Source organism: Streptomyces caatingaensis (genome assembly GCF_001187435.1).
Classification (GTDB): domain Bacteria; phylum Actinomycetota; class Actinomycetes; order Streptomycetales; family Streptomycetaceae; genus Streptomyces; species Streptomyces caatingaensis.
Genome location: NZ_LFXA01000002.1, coordinates 596,161 through 614,500, shown reverse-complemented (window position 1 = coordinate 614,500; position 18,340 = coordinate 596,161). Strand labels below are relative to the sequence as shown.

The window sequence follows — 18,340 nt, the reverse complement described above, 5'->3', positions numbered from 1 at the left end:
GCTCCGTCGGCCTTGCTCTGTCGGGCTGTGTTCAGGACCCGCTACGGGGCCACGGTGACGGCGGGTTCACCGGAGGCGACGCCGTCCTTCTCCAGGCGCGCGGCCAGCTTCTGCGCCTCCTCGATGAGGGTCTCGACGATCTTCGATTCGGGGACGGTCTTGATGACCTCGCCCTTCACGAAGATCTGCCCCTTGCCGTTGCCCGAGGCCACCCCGAGGTCCGCCTCGCGCGCCTCGCCCGGGCCGTTGACGACGCAGCCCATGACGGCCACGCGCAGCGGCACCTCCATGCCCTCCAGCCCGGCGGTGACCTCGTCGGCCAGCTTGTAGACGTCCACCTGGGCGCGGCCGCAGGACGGGCAGGAGACGATCTCCAGGCGGCGCTGGCGGAGGTTGAGCGACTCCAGGATCTGGATGCCGACCTTGACCTCCTCCGCCGGCGGGGCGGAGAGCGAGACGCGGATGGTGTCGCCGATGCCCTCCGACAGCAACGCCCCGAACGCCACGGCCGACTTGATCGTCCCCTGGAACGCCGGTCCGGCCTCGGTGACGCCCAGGTGCAGCGGGTAGTCGCACCGGGCGGCGAGCTGGCGGTAGGCGTTGACCATCACGACCGGGTCGTTGTGCTTGACCGAGATCTTGATGTCGCGGAAGCCGTGCTCCTCGAAGAGCGACGCCTCCCACAGCGCCGACTCGACGAGGGCCTCCGGGGTGGCCTTGCCGTACTTCCGCAGCAGGCGCTTGTCGAGGGAGCCGGCGTTCACGCCGATGCGGATCGGGGTGCCGGCCTCGGAGGCCGCCTTCGCGATCTCCTTGACCTTGTCGTCGAACTGCTTGATGTTCCCCGGGTTCACCCGGACCGCCGCGCAGCCCGCGTCGATCGCCGCGAACACGTACTTCGGCTGGAAGTGGATGTCCGCGATCACCGGGATCTGCGACTTCGCCGCGATCACCTTCAGCGCGTCCGCGTCGTCCTGCGTCGGACACGCCACCCGCACGATCTGGCAGCCCGACGCCGTCAGCTCCGCGATCTGCTGCAACGTCGCGCCGATGTCCGACGTCCGCGTCGTCGTCATGGACTGCACGGACACCGGCGCGCCCCCGCCGACGGGCACCGACCCGACCTGGATCCGCCGGCTGACCCTGCGGTCGGCGAGCTTGGCCGGGACGGACGGCACCCCCAACACCACTGGTTCCACGAGGGACATGGCCCGTCAGTCCTTGTTTCCCGCGACGGTCTCGCGCATCGCCCGCAGCGACTCCTTGAGGGAGCCCATGGTGGCCAGGACGGCGGTGGGCTCGTAGCCGCAGTGCGCCATGCAGTTGTCGCAGCGCGGGTCCTTGCCCCGGCCGTACTTGTCCCAGTCGGTCTCCTCGACCAGCTGCCGGTACGTCGGCACGTATCCGTCGCTCATCAGGTAGCAGGGCCGCTGCCAGCCGAAGAGCGAGTAGTTGGGGATGGCCCACGCGGTGCAGGGGAAGTCGGCCTTGCCCTCCAGGAAGTCCAGGAAGAGCGGACTGTGGTTGAGCCTCCAGCGCTTGCGGTTGCCGCCGGCGAAGGCCTTGGCGAACAGCTCCCGGGTCTCCTTGACGCCCAGGAAGTGGTCCTGGTCCGGGGCCTTCTCGTAGGCGTAGGCGGGCGAGATCATCATCTCGTCCACCTTCAGGTCGTCGTTGAGGTAGTTGAGGACCTCGATGATGGTCTGGGGGGTGTCGGTGTTGAAGAAGGTCGAGTTGGTGGTGACCCGGAAGCCGCGCCGCTTGGCCTCCTTGATGGCCGCCACCGCCTCGTCGAACACGCCCTCCTTGGCGACGGATTGGTCGTGCCGCTCCCGCAGGCCGTCGATGTGCACCGCGAACGCGAAGTACGGGGAGGGCTTGAATTTGTCGATCTTCTTACGGAGCAGCATGGCGTTGGTGCAGAGGAAGACGTACTTCCGCCTCGCCACCAACTGCCGCACGATCTCGTCGATCTGGGGGTGCATCAGCGGTTCGCCGCCGGCGATCGACACCATCGGCGCGCCGGACTCCAGGACCGCGCCCACGGCCTGGGCCACGGGCATCCGCTGCTTGAGGACGCCCGCCGGGTGCTGGATCTTGCCGCACCCCTCGCACTTGAGGTTGCACGCGAAGAGCGGTTCCAGTTCGACAATCAAGGGGAACTTGTCGCGCTTGCGCAGCCTTTGTTCGGCGAGATAGGTCCCTACGCGGATGGTCTGTCGGAGCGGCATTGCCATCTGGCTCACCTCCTGGGGAGCAGCAACGATCGGTGCCAAGCAAAAAAGGCCGGCAGGACGGTGCGCAGCACGCGGAATGCCGATATTCCTCCGCGCAGCGTCCCGATCCGGACAAGCTCATGTTCTGGAGCGTCCACGACCACCCGGACGGCCGCAACCGGGCGCGTGCCCGCCCGGACGGCGCTTCTGAGCGTGGCGGCGGACTCCATGTCCACCGCCAGGGCGCCCGCGGCGTGCAGGGCGGATCGTTCCGCCCCGCGCACCACGTGATCGGAACCTACCAGCGGCCCGGTGTGGATCACTCGCCTGGGTACCGCTCGTGCAAGCTCCTTCGCCAGCAGCTCCACGCCGACGCAGTCGGTGCGTCCCTCGCGGTCCCGGGTCTCGTCGGCGACGACGAGGTCCCCCGGGTGCATCCCGGGGGCGAGACCGGCGCAGAAGCCGGTGGCGATCACCGCGGCGTCGGAGAGGGCGGCGCCGCCGCCGTCCCCGCCGAGCGCGCGCGTCACGGCACGGTCCGCCGCCTGCGGGCCCATCCCGGTGCGCAGGATCGTCGCGGCGCCCTGGACACCGCGCAACCCGCCGCGCAGGGCGAGCCGTTCGATGCCGAGCGCACAGGCGATCAGCAGCGGTGCCGGCGGCGGTTCCGTGCCTGGGTCCATCAGCCCTCCAGGTGACCTGCTGCGACGGGGTCCCCGTGCAGGTAGCGGCCGAGGGCCGTGAGCGGGAACACCTGGCGGTACAGGTGGTAGTTGATGGAGAAGTCCCAGGGGAAGCCGGTGCCGGTGAAGTAGGGCTCGTCCCACGAACCGTCCTCGCGCTGGGTGCGGACGAGGTGGTCGATCCCGCGCCGGACGGCCTCGCCGTCCCGCTCGCCGGCGGCCAGCAGGGCCAGCAGGGCCCAGGCGGTCTGCGAGGGGGTGGAGGCGCCGCGGCCGATCCAGTCGCGGTCGCGGTAGGAGCGCAGGTCCTCGCCCCAGCCGCCGTCGTCGTTCTGGACGCTCTCCAGCCAGCCCACCGCGCGGCGGATGGCCGGGTGGGAGACGGGGAGTCCGGCCGTGACGAGGGCGGGGACGACGGCGCCGGTGCCGTAGAGGTAGTTGACGCCCCAGCGGCCGAACCAGGCGCCGTTCTCCTCCTGTTCGGCCAGCAGGTAGGCGATGCCGCGGCGGGCGCGCTCGCCGTGCTGCCGGCCGAGGACGGCCAGCGCCTCGACCACGTGGGCCGTCACGTCGGCGGAGGGCGGGTCGATGACCTCGCCGAAGTCGCAGAACGGCAGCCGGTTGGGGAAGGGGCTGGTGTTGTCCACGTCGAAGGCGCCCCAGGCGCCGTTGCGCGACTGCATGCCCTCGGTCCACCGCATGGCCCGCTCGACGGCGGCCTCGACGCGGCGCGGCTGCGGGTGGCGCACCCGCTTGAGCGCGAGGACCACCTCGGCGGTGTCGTCGATGTCCGGGTAGTTGTCGTTGTGGAACTCGAACGCCCAGCCACCGGAGGGGAGTTCGGGACGGCGCACGGACCAGTCACCGGGCCGGGTGATCTGCTCCTCCAGCATCCAGTCGGCCGCCTTGACCAGCGCCGGGTGGTCCGGCTCCAGCCCGGCGTCGGCGAGCGCGACGGTGGCCAGACAGGTGTCCCACACCGGGGACTGGCACGCCTCGACCATGCGGACGGGCTCGCCGTCCTCCGTCTTGTCCCACACGGTGAAACGGTCCAGCGACGCGAGCCCCGCGCGCAGCACCGGGTGGTCCAGGTCGTAGCCGAGCAGGTGCAGGGCGATGATGGAGTAGACCGCCGGGGGCTGGATGCCGCCCCAGGCGCCGTCGTTCTCCTGGCGCTCGATGATCCAGCGGGAGGCCGCGTTCATCGCCGCGCGGCGCAGCGGGCCGATGCTGACCTTGCGGTAGGCGCGCAGCACCTTGTCCAGGCGCTGGAAGAAGCCGTCCCAGGTGGCCGGGGAGGCCAGCGGGCGGGGCGGGTTGGGCCGGCGCGGGTCGGTGTGCAGCTCGTCGAGCGCGAACGGCGCGGGGCGCACGGGGCGGTGGGCGCCGACGACGGTGAGCGGCACGATGGTCTGCCGGGCCCAGCAGCCGAAGTCGTAGATGTTGAGCGGCAGCCACTTCGGCAAGTACATGATTTCCGGCGGCATTTCGGGGAGGTCGTCCCACCGCCACCAGCCGAAGAGGGCCAGCCAGATGCGGGTGAAGACCCGGCTGGCGGCGATCCCGCCCTGCTCGCGGACCCAGGCCGAGGCGGCGGCCATGTGGGCGTCCTCGGGGGCGTCGCCGGCCAGGCGCAGCGCCACGTACGCCTCGATGGTGGTGGACAGCTCGCCCGGGCCGCCGTGGAAGGTGGCCCAGGTGCCGTCGGGCCGCTGCTGCGCGCGGATGAAGCGGGCGGTGGCGCGGGTGATCCGCTCGTCCTGGATGCCCAGGAACTGACGGAGCAGCAGGTCCTCGGCGTCCATGGTGACGTTCGTCTCCAGGTCGCCCTTCCACCAGCCGCGCTCGTCCTGGCGGGACAACAGGTGCTCCACCGCGCGGGCGGTGGCCCGCTCGGCGGCCTCGCTCCCCGGGGGGCCGGTGAGCGCGGTCGTGCTGCGGCCGGTCGCGGCCGCTCGGGACGGCGCCGTCCCGGCGCCGTCGGTCGTCGCTGTCATGAATTCCCCTAATGCAGTGAGTTGCTTCTCTGCCGTACTGCCGTACCTGGGGTTTCCGTCGGCCGACGCGAGCTGGCGCCGGCCGGCGACCGCGATGGCTAGTGCGTACGAATAAACATCATCTCTTTCGTACTACAACGAAGTCGGACAGGGCGACGAGCTGCGCCCGGACGGCGGAGGGAATGTCAACTCCGTCCAGCGCCTCGATCGCCGTGGCGTGCTGCCGGCGGGCCTCCTGGGAGGTCCACTCCCGGCCGCCGGCCTCCTCGATCAACGCCGCCCGGCTGGCGAATTCTTCCTCGTCGAAGTCGGCCAGTTGGGCGTCGGTGAGCTTGGCGTCCTCGGCGAGGATGCGGGCGAGCCGCTCGGAGGCGGGGCCGCCGGCCGCCAGGGCCGCCACGACCGGGAGGGACTTCTTGCGCTGGCGCAGGTCGCTCCAGGTCTGCTTGCCGGTGGCCTCCGGGTCGCCCCAGATGCCCAGCAGGTCGTCCACCGCCTGGAAGGCGAGGCCCATGTGGTAGCCGTACGCCTCCAGGACGTCGGCCGTGCGGTCGTCGGCGCCGCCGAGGACGGCGCCGATGGAGGCGGCGCAGGCGAGGAGGGCGCCGGTCTTGTTGCCCTCCATCTCCAGGCACTCCGCCACCGTGACCCGCTCGCGGTGCTCGTAGGAGATGTCCTGGGCCTGGCCGTCGATCAGCTTGCGGGTCGCGGTGGTCAGCCGGCGGGTGGCCCGGCCGGCCTCGGCGGTGCCGAGCTCCAGCAGCAGTTCGTTCGCGAGCGCGAAGAGGGCGTCGCCGACGAGGATGGCCTGGGCCGGACCGTGCACCTTCCACACCGTGTCGCGGTGCCGGCGCTGCTCGTCGCCGTCCATCAAGTCGTCGTGCAGCAGCGAGAAGTTGTGCACGAGCTCGACGGCGACGGCCCCGGGCACACCGGTCTCGGGCGCGGCGCCGGCCGCCTCGGCCGACAGCAGGGCCAGGGCCGGGCGGACGGCCTTGCCGCTGTCGCCGTGGGCGGGCCGGCCGTCGGCGTCGATCCAGCCGAAGTGGTAGGCGGCGACGGTGTCCATGGGTGCCGCGAGCCGGTTCACGGCGGCACGCAACACCGGCGTGGCAAGCGTCCGTCCGCGCTCCAACAGGGCGCTGACGTCCCCGGTGTCGCATGCTGGGATCGCCGAAGTCACGGTCTCTCCTCTGGTGATCGTGCTCACGCGCGCCCCGTTCGGGTGACGCACGAATGGGTGGCTCGCTGGGTCAAACCGCCTCCCGCACGGGACGGTCGCCGGCCCGGCCGAGCCCGGAGAGGGCCGCGTCGGCGGCGCTGCGACCGCTGCGCACGGCGCCCTCCATCGTCGCGGGCCAGCCGGTGGCGGTCCACGCGCCGGCCAGAAAGAGGCCCGGCGCGTCGGTGCGGGCGCCCGGCCGCAGCCGGCCGACGCCCGGGGACGGGGCGAACGTCGCGGTCCGCTCCCGGGTCACGAAGAAGTCGCGCACGGCCGCGCCGCGGGCGGCGGGCAACAGCCGCTCCAGCTCGGGCAGATAGCGCGCCCGCAGCTCGGCCACGGGCCGGTCGATGTCGTCCTGCGCGGCCGACTGGGACACCGCCAGGTACTGGCCGTGCCCCGAGCGGGCCGCCAGCCCCGAGGAGTGCGTGCGGTCGAAGACCCACTGCACGGGGCTGCCGAGGGCCGTGAAGAACGGCCGCCGCAGCACCTTGCGGTCGTAGACGACGTGCAGGTTGAGGATCGGCGCGGTGCCGATCCCGAGCAGCCGCGACCGGTCGGCGAGGGCGCCCTCGGGCAGCAGGGCGTGGGCCTCGCGCTGGGGAACGGCGAGGACGACGGTGCCGGCGGCCAGCCGCCCGGCCTCGCCGGGCCCCGCCTCGGTGTCGACCTGCCAGGCCCCGTCCGCGTCCCGGGCGACCCCGGTGACGCGGGTGCGCAGCTCGACCCGTACGCCGGCCTTCTCCAGGGCCGCGCGGGCCCGGACGTCGTGCAGCTCGCCGAGCGGCACGGCCGCCCAGCCGATGTCGGCGGCGCCGGCCTCCGAGAGCAGGCCGGTCTTGAAGACCATGGCGGCCAGCCCCAGCGACGCCCGGTCGGCGGTGGCGTTCAGCGTGGCCACGCCGACGAGGTCCCACAGCGCCTCGACCGTACGGGCCGACTGGCCGTGCCGGTGCAGCCAGGTGGCGAAGTCCACGTCGTCCAGCGCCGGGTCGGCCGGGTCGAGCCCGCGCAGCGCGAGCGCGGCGCGCCCGACGGACGCGCGCTCGGCGGGCGACAGGTGCGGATACGTCGCCAGGCTCGCCGCCAGGTGCAGCGGGACGGGCAGCGCGGTGCGGCGCAGCCGGCCCAGGCGCGGACGGCCCGAGCGGTGCCCGACGTCGAGGACCGGCACGTCGAGCCGGTCCTGCAGGGTGACGAGGTGGTCCGCCGAGATCCGCTCCAGGAAGCCGCGGTAGGCCGTGCAGCAGCGCAGGAAGACGTGCTGGCCGTTGTCGACGGTCAGCTCGCCGCGGCGGAAGGAGAAGGCGAGGCCGCCCAGCCGGGGGCGCCCCTCCAGCAGGGTCACGCGCAGCCCGGCGTCGGCGAGCCGGAGCGCCGCCGTGACACCGGCGAGCCCGCCCCCGATCACCACCGCGGCCGTCCCCTCGGGACGGCCGCCGGCGTCCGCGGAGCGCTCGGTCATGCTCCCACCCCCTTGGTCGATGTCAGGGACGCGTCCATGGCGTGGAGGGTTGCGCCGCTCGTCACGCCGGGTGACCACGGATCCGCGGGGAGCCCGCCGCCGCGGGCCGGGGCCATCAAGCGCGCCCCCTGGCGGTCTGCCGGTGCACGCTGCGCGCGTCGTAACCGGACAGGCCGCGGACGGCCACCAGCGCCTTCTCCCGGCCGGGCAGCGACACCCGGCCGCGCAGGACCGCCTGCGGCGTCCCCGCGATGCGCTCCAGCAGCCGGCGGTAGATGCCGGACATGGCGGCGACGCAGGCGCCGCTGCGCCGGTCGAGCATCGGCAGCAGCCGCATGCCCTCGGCGAACAGCGCGCGGGCGCGCCGCACCTCGAAGGCCACGAGACCCGTGAAGTCGGCGCCGGGCGGCGGCACCGGCGAGCCGAAGCCGGCGGAGCAGCCGAACTTGGCGAGGTCGTCGGAGGGCAGATAGGTACGGCCGTTGGCCGCGTCCTCCCGCACGTCGCGCAGGATGTTGGTGAGCTGGAGCGCCAGGCCCAGCGTGTTGGCGTACTCCGCGGCACGTTCCGTGTCCCGCGCGCCGGGCACGGTGCCGAACACGCCCAGCGAGAGGCGCCCGATGGAGCCCGCGACGCACTGGCAGTAGACCGCCAGGTCGTCCCAGGTCTCGTAGGTCTGGCCGCGAACGTCCATCTGGACGCCGTCGATCAGTTCGTCCAGCGCGCCGAGTGGAAGGGGGAAGCGGCGCGCGGCGTGCGCCAGCGCGACGGCCACCGGGTCGGTGTCGTCCTCGTCGACCTCGCCGTTCCTGATCCTGCCGAGCACCGTGCGCGTCTCCTCCAGCCGGAGCCGCTTGGCCTCGTCGTCCAGCGGGCCGTCGCCGATGTCGTCCACCCGCCGCGAGAACGCGTAGAGCGCCGACATGGCCCGTCGCTTCGCGGTGGGCAGCAGCCTGATGCCGTAGCTGAAGTTGCCGGCCTGCCGTGCGGTGACGGCCTCGCAGTAGCTGTACGCGGCGAGTACCGGCGCGGACGCGTGCGGCGTTCCGGTCACGGTCCCGCTCACCCCTCTCATCGCAGTGTCGCCCCCACCTCGCGCAGCAGGCCGAGCCTGGTGGGCTTGGGCGGTCCGGGAAGTACGTCGTGTCCTGCGGCGGCGACCGCGCGGAGCGCGGCCCTCCCCCCGCCCACGAACCCCGCGAGCAACACCTTCAGCCTGCCTCGGACGCTACCCACCAGGGGGGTGCCTTCATTCAGCAGGTCGTGGGCGCGTTCCGCCTCGTACGCGACCAGGGCGCGCACCGACGCGCCGCCGGTGGGGCGGGCGAGGTCGGCCTCGGTCACCCGGAAGCGCTCCATGTCCTCGGCCGGGAGGTAGACGCGGTCGCGCCCGAGGTCCTCGGCCACGTCCTGGATGTGCTCGACGATCTGCAGCGCGGTGCAGATCGCGTCCGAGCGGCGGATCCGTTCGGGGGTCTCCGTGCCCGTGATGCCGAGGACGAGCCGGCCGACGGGGTTCGCCGACAGCTCGCAGTAGGCCAGGAGGTCCGCGTAGGTGGCGTAGCGGCGCACCTTCTGGTCCTGGCGGTTGGCCTCGATGAGGCCGAGGAAGGGCTCGGGGGTCAGGCCGCAGCGCCGGACGGTGGGCCGCAGTCCGCGCAGCAGCGGATGGCGGGGGCCGGTGCCGCCGTCGAAGACGCGCCGCAGGTCGGCCTCGAAGGCGTCGAGCATGGCGAGTCTGTCGTGCACCTGCTCGCGGTCGAGACCCAGGAGCTCGGCGTCGCGCCCGCCGGGGGCGAGGTCGCCGTCGCCGATGTCGTCGACGAGGCGGGCGTATCCGTAGACGGCCATCAGGTCGTCCCGCCAGCGGCGCGGCAGGAAGAAGGGGGCGACCGGGAAGTTCTCGTGCGCGGCCTTGTCGAGCACGGAACGCGCGTGCGTGTCCGTCCCCGCGGTCATCGCGGGCTGCCCGGACCGAAGACGACGGACGCGCCTCTGATCTGGAGAGGCCCCGCTGCCGATACAGCCATCGCCGTCACATCTCCCGTTCTACACTGCCGACCCAGAACATCCTATTTCGGACACGCCGCTGCGCGACCTCCCGCCCTGGCTCCCCCGGAAGCCGCCCCGGCACGTCATCACGGCGCACCACCCCCACGGTGCGGGGGCCGCCCGAGCACGGTACAGCGTACGCCGTACAGGAGTCCGGCCGTCGCCGAGGTCCGTGCTTGATCCATACAATGCCACGCCGCCCCCGACGCGACCCAGTCAATATGCCAGTTGGTGTCACTTCGCACATCAGGGGAAAATCCGGGGAAGGACCGAGGCCCCCGCCACCGGTGACGGCGGCGGGGGCCTCGGCCGGGACGGGACGCCCGAGGTCAGCGGGCGGTCTCCTTCTCGTACGCCCGGACCACCTCGTCCGTCGGGCCGTCCATCAGCAGCTCGCCGCGCTCCAGCCACAGGACGCGGTCACAAGTGTCGCGGATGGAGCGGTTGTTGTGGCTGACGAGGAAGACGGTGCCGGCCTCCTGGCGCAGCTCGCGCACCCGCGCCTCGGAGCGCTTCTGGAACGCGCGGTCGCCGGTGGCCAGCGCCTCGTCGATCATCAGCACGTCGTGGTCCTTGGCCGCGGCGATGGAGAAGCGCAGCCGGGCCGCCATGCCGGAGGAGTACGTCCGCATCGGCAGGGTGATGAAGTCGCCCTTCTCGTTGATGCCGGAGAAGTCGACGATGCCCTGGTAGCGGCTGCGGATCTCCTCGCGGGACATGCCCATGGCGAGGCCGCCGAGGATGACGTTCCGCTCGCCGGTCAGGTCGTTCATCATCGCGGCGTTGACGCCCAGCAGGGACGGCTGGCCGTCGGTGTAGACCTTGCCGCGCTCGGTGGGCAGCAGCCCGGCGATCGCCTTCAGCAGCGTCGACTTGCCGGAGCCGTTGGAGCCGATGAGGCCGATGGCCTGCCCGCGGTAGGCGGTGAAGCTCACGCCCTTGACCGCGTGCACCTCGCGGACGCCGGCGCCGGGCTTGCGCCGCACCAGGCGGTTGAGGGCGGCGGTCGCGCTGCCGCGGCCGGTGTTGCCGCCGTAGACGCGGTAGACGATGTGGACGTCGTCCGCGATGACGGTGGGGATGCGGGTGTCGTTCTGCTCAGCCACGGCCGTACTGCTCCTCAGCCTTCCAGAAGAACACGAAGCCCCCGACGCCGACGAGCAGCGCCCAGCCCACGCCCAGCGCCCACACGTGCTGCGGGAGGACGATGTGCTTGTGCGCCGCGTGGCCGCTGATCAGGGCGTCGCGCATCAGGTTGATGTAGACGGCGGCCGGGTTGGCGCTCAGCACGTCCACGAGCCAGCCGGGGGCGTGCGTCTTCTTCAGCGCCTCGACGAGGCTGTACATGACGCCGGACGCGTACATCCAGGTGCGCAGGATGAACGGCAGCAGCTGCGCCAGGTCGGGGGTCTTGCTGCCCAGCCGGGCCAGGATCATCGCCAGGCCGGTGTTGAAGACGAACTGGAGGGCCAGCACCGGGACGATCAGCAGCCAGGACGGCTTGGGCATGTGCCCGAACCCGAGCAGGAACGCGAAGAGCACGATCATCGAGAACAGCAGCTGCTGGAGCTGCTGGAGCGCGAAGGAGATCGGCAGCACCGCGCGCGGGAAGTGCAGGGCCCGCACCAGCCCCAGGTTGCCGGAGATGGCGCGCACGCCCGACAGCGCCGAGCTCTGGGTGAAGGTGAAGACGAACACACCCGTCACCAGGAACGGGATGTACGTCGGGATGCCCATGCCCTTGCTCTGCTGCATCAGCAGACCGAAGATCAGGAAGTACACGGTGGCGTTCAGCAGCGGGGTGGCCACCTGCCACACCTGGCCCAGCTTGGCCTGGCTGTACTGGGCCGTCATCTTCGCCCGGGAGAAGGCGACGACGAAGTGCCGCCGGTCCCACAGCTGCCGGGCGTACTCCGGCAGCGACGGACGGGCGCCGCTGACCGACAGGCCGTACTTCTTCGCCAGCTCGGCGGCCGACAGCCCGTCGTCGGGTGATGGTGCAGCACTCATGGCGACCGCACTGCCGTGCGTTGTCTCGCTCACTGTTGACACTTTCGTCCTCAAGGTGCGCTGCCGGGGGCGGTCCCCCGGCAGCGCCCGATGCTCTCAGACAAGAGCTTGTCAGATCACCGGCGGGCGACCCAGTCGGGTCAGTCGCCACACGGTACGCCACTTCATCGGCCGGCGCGGACCGCACGGCGTCGTCCAGCCCTCCTTGAAGCCGCCGAACCAGGCGCGCAGCGCCGGGCCCGAGGGCCTGCGGGCCAGGGTGAGCAGCAGCCACACCCCGAGGTAGACGGGGACCAGCACGGCGGGCAGGTTGCGGCGGGCCAGCCACACCCGGTTGCGGGCGACCATGCGGTGGTAGACCGCGTGCCGGCTGGGGGCGGTGGTCGGGTGGTGCAGGACCATGTCCGCCCGGTAGTCGATCATCCAGCCCGCGTCCAGCGCCCGCCAGGCGAGGTCGGTCTCCTCGTGGGCGTAGAAGAAGTCGTCCGGCAGCAGGCCGGCCTCGGCGAAGACCCGGGTGCGGGCCGCGTTGGCGCCGCCCAGGAAGGTCGTCACGCGCGAGGAGCGCAGCGGGTCGGAGGCGCGCAGCCGCGGGACGTGGCGGCGCTGGGTGACACCGGTGTCGGGATCGGCGATGCGGAAGCTGATGATCCCGAGCTTCGGGTCGGCCTCGAACGCCTCGCGGCACAGCTGGGCCGTGTCCTGGTGGGGCAGCAGCCCGTCGTCGTCGAGGAACAGCAGGACGTCCACGTCGCGGCCGGCCGGGCCGAACGCCTCGATGCCGACGTTGCGGCCCGCCGGGATGCCCACGTTCTCGGGCAGCTCGACGGTGCGGACGGTCAGCCCGGGGACGGACACCTCGGGCAGCGGGGAGCCGTTGCCGACGAGGACGACCTCGATCGGGTCGCCGGTCTGCTTGGCGACGGACTCCAGCAGCGCGCGCAGCTCGTCGGGGCGGTTGCCCATGGTGAGGACGACCGCGCCGACCTTCAGGCCCCCGGCGCTCATCGCAGCCTGCTCGAGGCGAGGATGGACACCAGGTGCAGCAGCGTCTGCAGGACCGCGATGCCGGCGAGGACGGCGGTGCCGAGGCGGGTGAAGAACAGGTCGCCCCGCGCCGCGTCCACCAGCGCGAGCAGCAGGATCAGCAGGGACGCCTCGATGCCGAGGATCAGCCGGTGGAACTTCAGGGCCGCGGCGGCCCTGCGGGCCAGCGCCACACCGGACGAACGCGGCTCGGCGGCCGACTCCTTGACCGGCGGCAGGCCCTGCTGGTGCCGGGCGACGCCGACGAGGTCGGTCTCCGCCTTGATCAGGACGGCGCCGAGCGCGGCGAGGGTGCCGAGGAAGGCCCACAGCCAGTCGATCCGGCCGCCGCCCCACAGGTCGGCGGCGCGCAGGCCCAGGCCGACGAGGACGGCGGCGTCGCACAGGTAGGCGCCGACCCGGTCCAGGTAGACCCCGGACATCGAGTACTGCTTCTTCCAGCGGGCGATCTCGCCGTCGACGCAGTCCAGCAGCAGGTAGAGCTGGACCGCGAGCACGCCGAGCACGGCGCCCGCGATCCCGGGCACCAGCAGGGCCGGGGCCGCGAGGACGCCCGCGACGGTCATCAGATAGGTGAGCTGGTTGGGCGTCACCCTGGTGTTCACCAGGTGCCGGTCCACCCGCAGCGAGATCTCCCGCATGTACAGGCGGCCGGCCCAGTGCTCACCGCTGCGCCGGTCCTTCACACCCACGGGGTGGACGACCGGGCGCAGTTCAGCGACTGACGGTTTCTGCATAGTCGGCGTATGCGTCCCTGATCTGGTCGGTGGAGAGGTCGAGGTGCTCCAGGATGGTGTACCGCCCCGGCCGGGTCTGCGGGGCGAACTCCACGGCGCGGACGAACTCGTCCTCGGTGAAGCCGATGTCGCCGGGCAGCACGGGCAGCTTGTGACGGCGCAGCGCCTCGACCATCAGCGCGGACTCCTCGCGGGCGCCGCGCAGGTGCATCGCGAAGGCGGCGCCGAGGCCGCACTGTTCGCCGTGCGGCGCGGCCCGCCGGGGGTAGAGCAGGTCGAAGGCGTGGTTGATCTCGTGGCAGGCGCCGGAGGCCGGGCGGCTGTCGCCGGCGACGGACATGGCGATGCCGGTGAGGACGAGGCCCTCGGCGAGCACCTGGAGGAAGCCGTCGTCGTCGACGGTGCCGGGGTGGCGCAGCACGGCCTCGCCGGCCTGCCGGGCCAGGGCCGCGGCCAGTCCGTCGATGTCCTCGCCGCGCTCGCGGGCGGCCAGCTCCCAGTCCGCGACGGCGGAGATGTTGGAGATGGCGTCGCCGATGCCGGAGCGCACGTAGCGGCCGGGGGCCCGGCGGATGACGTCCAGGTCGATGACGACGGCGATGGGGTTGGGCACGCCGTACGAGCCGCGGCCCGCGTCGTTGTCGAGGGTGGCGACCGGCGAGCAGAGGCCGTCGTGCGACAGGTTGGTCGCCACGGCGACCAGCGGCAGGCCGATGCGCGCGGCGGCGAACTTCGCACAGTCGATGATCTTGCCGCCGCCGAGGCCGACCACGGCGTCGTAATGGCCGGACTTCATGGCGTCGGCCAGCTTGATGGCGTCGTCCAGCGTGCCGCCGCCGACCTCGTACCACGAGGCGCCGGGCAACGCCGGGGCGAGCCGCTCGCGCAGCGCCGCCCCGGAGCCGCCGCTGATGGCGACGGCCAGCTTGCCGGAGCTGGAGATCCGCTGGTCCGCGAGGACGCTCGCGAGATCGTCCAGGGCTCCGGCGCGGATGTCGACGACGACCGGCGAGGGGATGAGCCTCGTCAGTACTGGCACGCGATCTCCCGGCCCTTGGCGAGGTCGTCGTGGTTGTCGATCTCGACCCACTTGACGTCGCCGATGGGGGCCACGTCGACGGTGAAGCCGCGGTTGACGAGCTCCTGGTAGCCGTCCTCGTAGTAGAGGTCCGGGTCCTTCTCGAAGGTGGCCTTGAGGGCGTCGGCCAGCTCGGCGGCGGCCTCGGGCTCGATGAGGGTGACGCCGATGTACTCGCCGGTGGCGGTCGCCGGGTCCATCAGCTTGGTGATCTTCTGGACGCCCTTGCCGTCCTCGACGACGACCTTCATCTCCTCGTCGGCGAGCTTCTTGACCGTGTCGAGGGCGAGGATGATCTTCTGGCCGTTGCCGCGGGCGGCCAGCAGGGTCTTCTCGACGGAGACCGGGTGGACGGTGTCGCCGTTGGCGAGGATCACGCCGCGGCCGAGGACGTCACGGGCGCACCACAGGGAGTAGGCGTTGTTCCACTCCTCGGCCTTGTCGTTGTCGATCAGGGTGAGCTTGAGGCCGTACTTCTCCTCCAGCGCGGCCTGACGCGCGTACACGGCCTCCTTGCGGTAGCCGACCACGATCGCGACCTCGGTGAGACCGACCTCGGCGAAGTTGGCCAGGGTGAGGTCGAGGACGGTGGTGTCGCCGTCGACCGGCACCAGGGCCTTGGGCAGGGTGTCGGTGTAGGGGCGCAGACGCCGTCCGGCGCCGGCCGCCAGCACGAGGCCGATCATGCGGGTTCTCCTGTTTCGTCGTGTACTGCGGGCGCCCCTGCGGACACCCAGAAGCGGATGCTCTCGATGAGCACCGCGAGCGCGATGAAGGCTGTGAGAGCCGTCAGCGCGATGGTGAAGCCTTGACCCTGCCACAGGACGGCGGCGACGGTGACCGCCAGGACCCGTCCCTCATGGCCACCGATCACCCGGACCAGCCAGTGCGGGGGCGCTCCGGTGCCGCCGCGGATGCGGTACACGGTGTCGTAGTGATGGTAGGCGACCGCGGCCACCAGGCCGAACGCGGCGGGGAGCGCACCGGGGGCGTCCGAGCGCGCGGCGAGCACGAGGACCGTCACGTATTCGGCGGCGCGCAGGACGGGCGGGACCAGCCAGTCGAGGGGGCCCTTGAGGGGCGCGGCGACGGCGAGGCCGGTGACGAGGGCGTAGGCCGCGGCGGCGACGGGCGTCAGCGGGCTGCCGGCGGGCAGCCACCCCAGGGGGACGAGCAGCGCGGCGGTGCCCAGGACGGCGAGGACCGGCGCGGTCACGGCGCCCTTGACGCGGGCGAAGCGGGCGACGGTCCCGGCGACCGGCCCGGAGTCGGTGAGGTCGTACAGCGCCTGCGCCGCCCGGTCGGTGCGGCGGGCCTTGCGGGTGACCGAGCGCAGGACACGGCCGGCGGTGGTGTAGCAGGCGGCGAAGGCGCAGCCGATCAGCAGCACCACGAAGACGACGCGCGGGGTGGTGAGCGCGGTGAGGACCGCTATGAGGGCCCAGCGTTCCCCGATCGGCAGGATGATCATGCGGCGGGCCCACACCGTCCAGCCGACGCTGTCGAGCCGGCCCGAAAGGGCGGCCGTGGGGCTGGTGTTGGCGGTGGCGTCGTGGTTGGCCTCGTTGAAGGCGAAGTCCACGACGTGCCGGCAGGTCTGGAGCACCATCGCGCCCAGGGCCAGCGCCCACACGTCGTGGCCGCCGCGGGCCGCGCCCAGGGCCAGGCCCGCGTAGTAGGCGTACTCCTTGGCCCGGTCGAAGGTGGCGTCGAGCCAGGCGCCGAGGGTGGAGTACTGGAGGGAGTAGCGGGCGAGCTGGCCGTCGGTGCAGTCGAGGACGAAGGACGCGATCAGCAGCAGTCCGGCGGCGACGAACCCGGGGCGGGTGCCGGTGGCCGCGCAGGCCGCGGCGATCAGCGCCGTCAGCAGGGACGCCGTCGTCACCTGATTGGGGGTGAGTCCGCGCCGGGCGCACCAGCGGGCGATGTAGCGCGAGTACGGGCTGATGCAGAAGGTGGTGAAGAACCCGTCGCGGGACTTCACGGCGCTGCGCAGCCGTACGGCCTCGTCGTCGGTGGCGGCGACGGCCGCGTGGGCGCGGGTGCGCGCCGCGGGGTCGGCGGGGACGTCGGCGACGAGGACGCCCAGGTCGGGGCGGTGGACGGCGACGCCCTCGGCCTCCAGGCCGGTGGCCAGGGCGTCCGGCAGGACGGGCACGGACCACGAGGGCGCGGCCGGCTGCGCGCCGACCAGGGCGTCCGCGTACCGGCCGTCGAGCGCGGCGGCGGCGCGCAGCAGCGCGGGCCGGGCCTCGGGCTGCGCGGTGACCGCTCCGTGCACGGCGGCGGCCGGGAAGCGGGGGTCGGTCAGCGCCAGGCGGAGGCTGTGGACGTGGCCCACGAAGCGGTGGTCGACCAGGGCGACGCGGTCGCCGGGGGGCAGGGCCGCCAGGGTGGCGGCCACCGCGGCGGCGCCGTCCGCCACGCGCACGTCGAAGCCCAGGGACCGCAGGTCGGCCTCCAGCGAGGAGCCGGCGGGCGGCAAACCGGTGAGGATGGCGGTCGACAGACGAACTCACTCCTTGGAAGCGGGCCTGGCCGCCTCGGGTGCGCAGGGGTCCGGGCAGCGGTGGTGCCGCGCGGGCCCCGGCGTCGGTGGCGAGCGGCACGTCCGGCAGAGGCTATCGGATCACCCGAAGGCGCCGTTCACCGCAGGTACACCCGGTGGGCCGTCGCCGTAAGGACGTCCGGGGACGCCCGTCCGGTTCCCGGCCGCGGGAGGAACCAGCATGGCGGAGGAGTCCCCTCCCGGACAAAACCGGTCCCCGCTGCCGACTGGTCTAGGGTGCCGTGCATGACATGGCTGATCACAGGCGGGGCCGGGTACATCGGGGCGCACGTCGCCCGGGCGATGACCGGGGCCGGCGAACGGGTGGCCGTCCTGGACGACCTGTCCAACGGCAGCGCGGAGCGCCTGCCCCCCGAGGTGCCCCTGGTGCGCGGCTCGGTCCTGGACCGGGCGGTGCTCGACCGGGCGCTGAAGGAGCTGGACGTCACCGGGGTGGTGCACCTGGCGGCGAAGAAGCAGGTCGGGGAGTCGGTCGAGAAGCCGCTGCTCTACTACCGGGAGAACGTGCACGGGCTGACCGTGCTCCTGGAGGCGGTGGTGGACGCGGGCGTGCGGAGCTTCGTCTTCTCCTCCTCCGCGGCCGTCTACGGCATGCCGGACGTCGACCTCGTCACCGAGGAGACGCCGTGCCTGCCGATCAACCCGTACGGCGAGACGAAGCTGGCGGGCGAGTGGCTCGTGCGGGCGGCGGGGGCCGCGCACGGGATCTCCACGGCCTGCCTGCGCTACTTCAACGTGGCGGGCGCGGCCCGGCCGGAGCTGGCGGACACCGGTGTGTTCAACATCATCCCGATGATGTTCGACCGGATCACCCGCGGGGAGCGTCCGCTGATCTTCGGTGACGACTACGCCACCCCCGACGGGACCTGTGTGCGCGACTACATCCACATCGAGGACCTGGCCACCGCCCACCTCGCCGCGGCCCGCGCGCTGGACGAGCGGCCGGGCCCGGGCGACCTCACGCTGAACGTCGGCACGGGCACCGGGGTGTCGGTGCGCGAGATGGCGGACCTGATCGGCGAGGTCACCGGCCGCGCCGACCTGGAGCCCGAGATCCGCCCGCGCCGCCCGGGCGACCCGGCGCGCGTCGTGGCGGCGAACGGCCTGATCGCCCGGCGGCTCGGCTGGAGCCCGCGGCACGACGTGCGGAGCATGGTCGAATCGGCCTGGGCGGGCTGGTGCCTGCACCATCCCGAGGCCCGCGGAGCCTGACCTCCGCCTCTGCGTCCCCGCAGGTCAGAGGGGATGACAACGGTGTTCGGTG

16 protein-coding genes are annotated in these 18,340 nt (G+C 72.7%); 1 reads left to right on the top strand and 15 read right to left on the bottom strand.

Features of this window, described 5'->3' with window-relative positions; all coding sequences use genetic code 11:
• Positions 1-41: 41 nt before the first annotated feature.
• From ispG to AC230_RS03275, 15 genes are all read right to left on the bottom strand, one after another.
• Positions 42-1,208 carry a flavodoxin-dependent (E)-4-hydroxy-3-methylbut-2-enyl-diphosphate synthase gene (gene ispG / locus AC230_RS03345; RefSeq protein ID WP_049714396.1) on the bottom strand — a complete coding sequence of 389 codons (1,167 nt, stop codon included), beginning with the start codon at positions 1,206-1,208 and terminating at the stop codon, positions 42-44.
• Positions 1,209-1,214: 6 nt separating this feature from the next.
• Positions 1,215-2,237 (bottom strand): adenosyl-hopene transferase HpnH, encoded by a 1,023-nt coding sequence (hpnH, locus tag AC230_RS03340; RefSeq protein ID WP_049714395.1) that lies wholly within the window; start codon positions 2,235-2,237, stop codon positions 1,215-1,217.
• A gap of 5 nt (positions 2,238-2,242) precedes the next feature.
• Positions 2,243-2,899 (bottom strand): phosphorylase family protein, encoded by a 657-nt coding sequence (locus AC230_RS03335; RefSeq protein ID WP_049714394.1) that lies wholly within the window; start codon positions 2,897-2,899, stop codon positions 2,243-2,245.
• On the bottom strand, positions 2,899-4,896 hold the full coding sequence (gene shc, locus AC230_RS03330) for a squalene--hopene cyclase (RefSeq protein ID WP_049714393.1): 1,998 nt from the start codon (positions 4,894-4,896) through the stop codon (positions 2,899-2,901). The genes AC230_RS03335 and shc overlap by 1 nt, the downstream gene beginning before the upstream one ends.
• Before the next feature lie 118 nt (positions 4,897-5,014).
• Complete coding sequence (locus AC230_RS03325) at positions 5,015-6,079, bottom strand: polyprenyl synthetase family protein (RefSeq protein WP_049714392.1); 1,065 nt, start codon at positions 6,077-6,079, stop codon at positions 5,015-5,017.
• A 70-nt stretch (positions 6,080-6,149) separates the two neighbouring features.
• On the bottom strand, positions 6,150-7,583 hold the full coding sequence (hpnE, locus tag AC230_RS03320; protein WP_049714391.1) for a hydroxysqualene dehydroxylase HpnE: 1,434 nt from the start codon (positions 7,581-7,583) through the stop codon (positions 6,150-6,152).
• Between the two features lie 115 nt (positions 7,584-7,698).
• Entirely contained in the window at positions 7,699-8,658 is a 960-nt protein-coding gene (gene hpnD / locus AC230_RS03315; protein WP_078870919.1) for a presqualene diphosphate synthase HpnD, read from the bottom strand.
• Entirely contained in the window at positions 8,655-9,542 is an 888-nt protein-coding gene (gene hpnC, locus AC230_RS03310; protein WP_198535400.1) for a squalene synthase HpnC, read from the bottom strand. Before hpnC ends, hpnD begins: the two co-directional genes overlap by 4 nt.
• A 422-nt stretch (positions 9,543-9,964) precedes the next feature.
• Positions 9,965-10,741, bottom strand: coding sequence for an ABC transporter ATP-binding protein (locus tag AC230_RS03305; RefSeq protein WP_241833057.1), 777 nt, complete (start codon positions 10,739-10,741; stop codon positions 9,965-9,967).
• The gene (locus AC230_RS03300) at positions 10,734-11,678 is read right to left on the bottom strand and encodes an ABC transporter permease (protein ID WP_078870918.1); all 945 of its coding nucleotides are present in this window, start codon (positions 11,676-11,678) and stop codon (positions 10,734-10,736) included. Before AC230_RS03300 ends, AC230_RS03305 begins: the two co-directional genes overlap by 8 nt.
• A 78-nt stretch (positions 11,679-11,756) precedes the next feature.
• Positions 11,757-12,653 (bottom strand): glycosyltransferase family 2 protein, encoded by an 897-nt coding sequence (locus tag AC230_RS03295; RefSeq protein ID WP_049714388.1) that lies wholly within the window; start codon positions 12,651-12,653, stop codon positions 11,757-11,759.
• On the bottom strand, positions 12,650-13,429 hold the full coding sequence (locus tag AC230_RS03290) for a CDP-alcohol phosphatidyltransferase family protein (protein WP_078870917.1): 780 nt from the start codon (positions 13,427-13,429) through the stop codon (positions 12,650-12,652). Before AC230_RS03290 ends, AC230_RS03295 begins: the two co-directional genes overlap by 4 nt.
• Positions 13,407-14,468, bottom strand: coding sequence for an iron-containing alcohol dehydrogenase family protein (locus AC230_RS03285; RefSeq protein WP_049714386.1), 1,062 nt, complete (start codon positions 14,466-14,468; stop codon positions 13,407-13,409). Before AC230_RS03285 ends, AC230_RS03290 begins: the two co-directional genes overlap by 23 nt.
• A complete protein-coding gene (locus AC230_RS03280; protein ID WP_049714385.1) occupies positions 14,456-15,193 on the bottom strand; it encodes a phosphocholine cytidylyltransferase family protein in 738 nt (245 codons plus the stop codon). The genes AC230_RS03285 and AC230_RS03280 overlap by 13 nt, the downstream gene beginning before the upstream one ends.
• A complete protein-coding gene (locus AC230_RS03275) occupies positions 15,190-17,016 on the bottom strand; it encodes a DUF5941 domain-containing protein (protein ID WP_049714384.1) in 1,827 nt (608 codons plus the stop codon). Before AC230_RS03275 ends, AC230_RS03280 begins: the two co-directional genes overlap by 4 nt.
• Positions 17,017-17,301: 285 nt before the next feature.
• Here AC230_RS03275 and galE point away from each other — a divergent pair, with 285 nt between their 5' ends.
• A complete protein-coding gene (gene galE / locus AC230_RS03270; RefSeq protein WP_049714383.1) occupies positions 17,302-18,288 on the top strand; it encodes a UDP-glucose 4-epimerase GalE in 987 nt (328 codons plus the stop codon).
• Positions 18,289-18,340 lie beyond the last annotated feature (52 nt).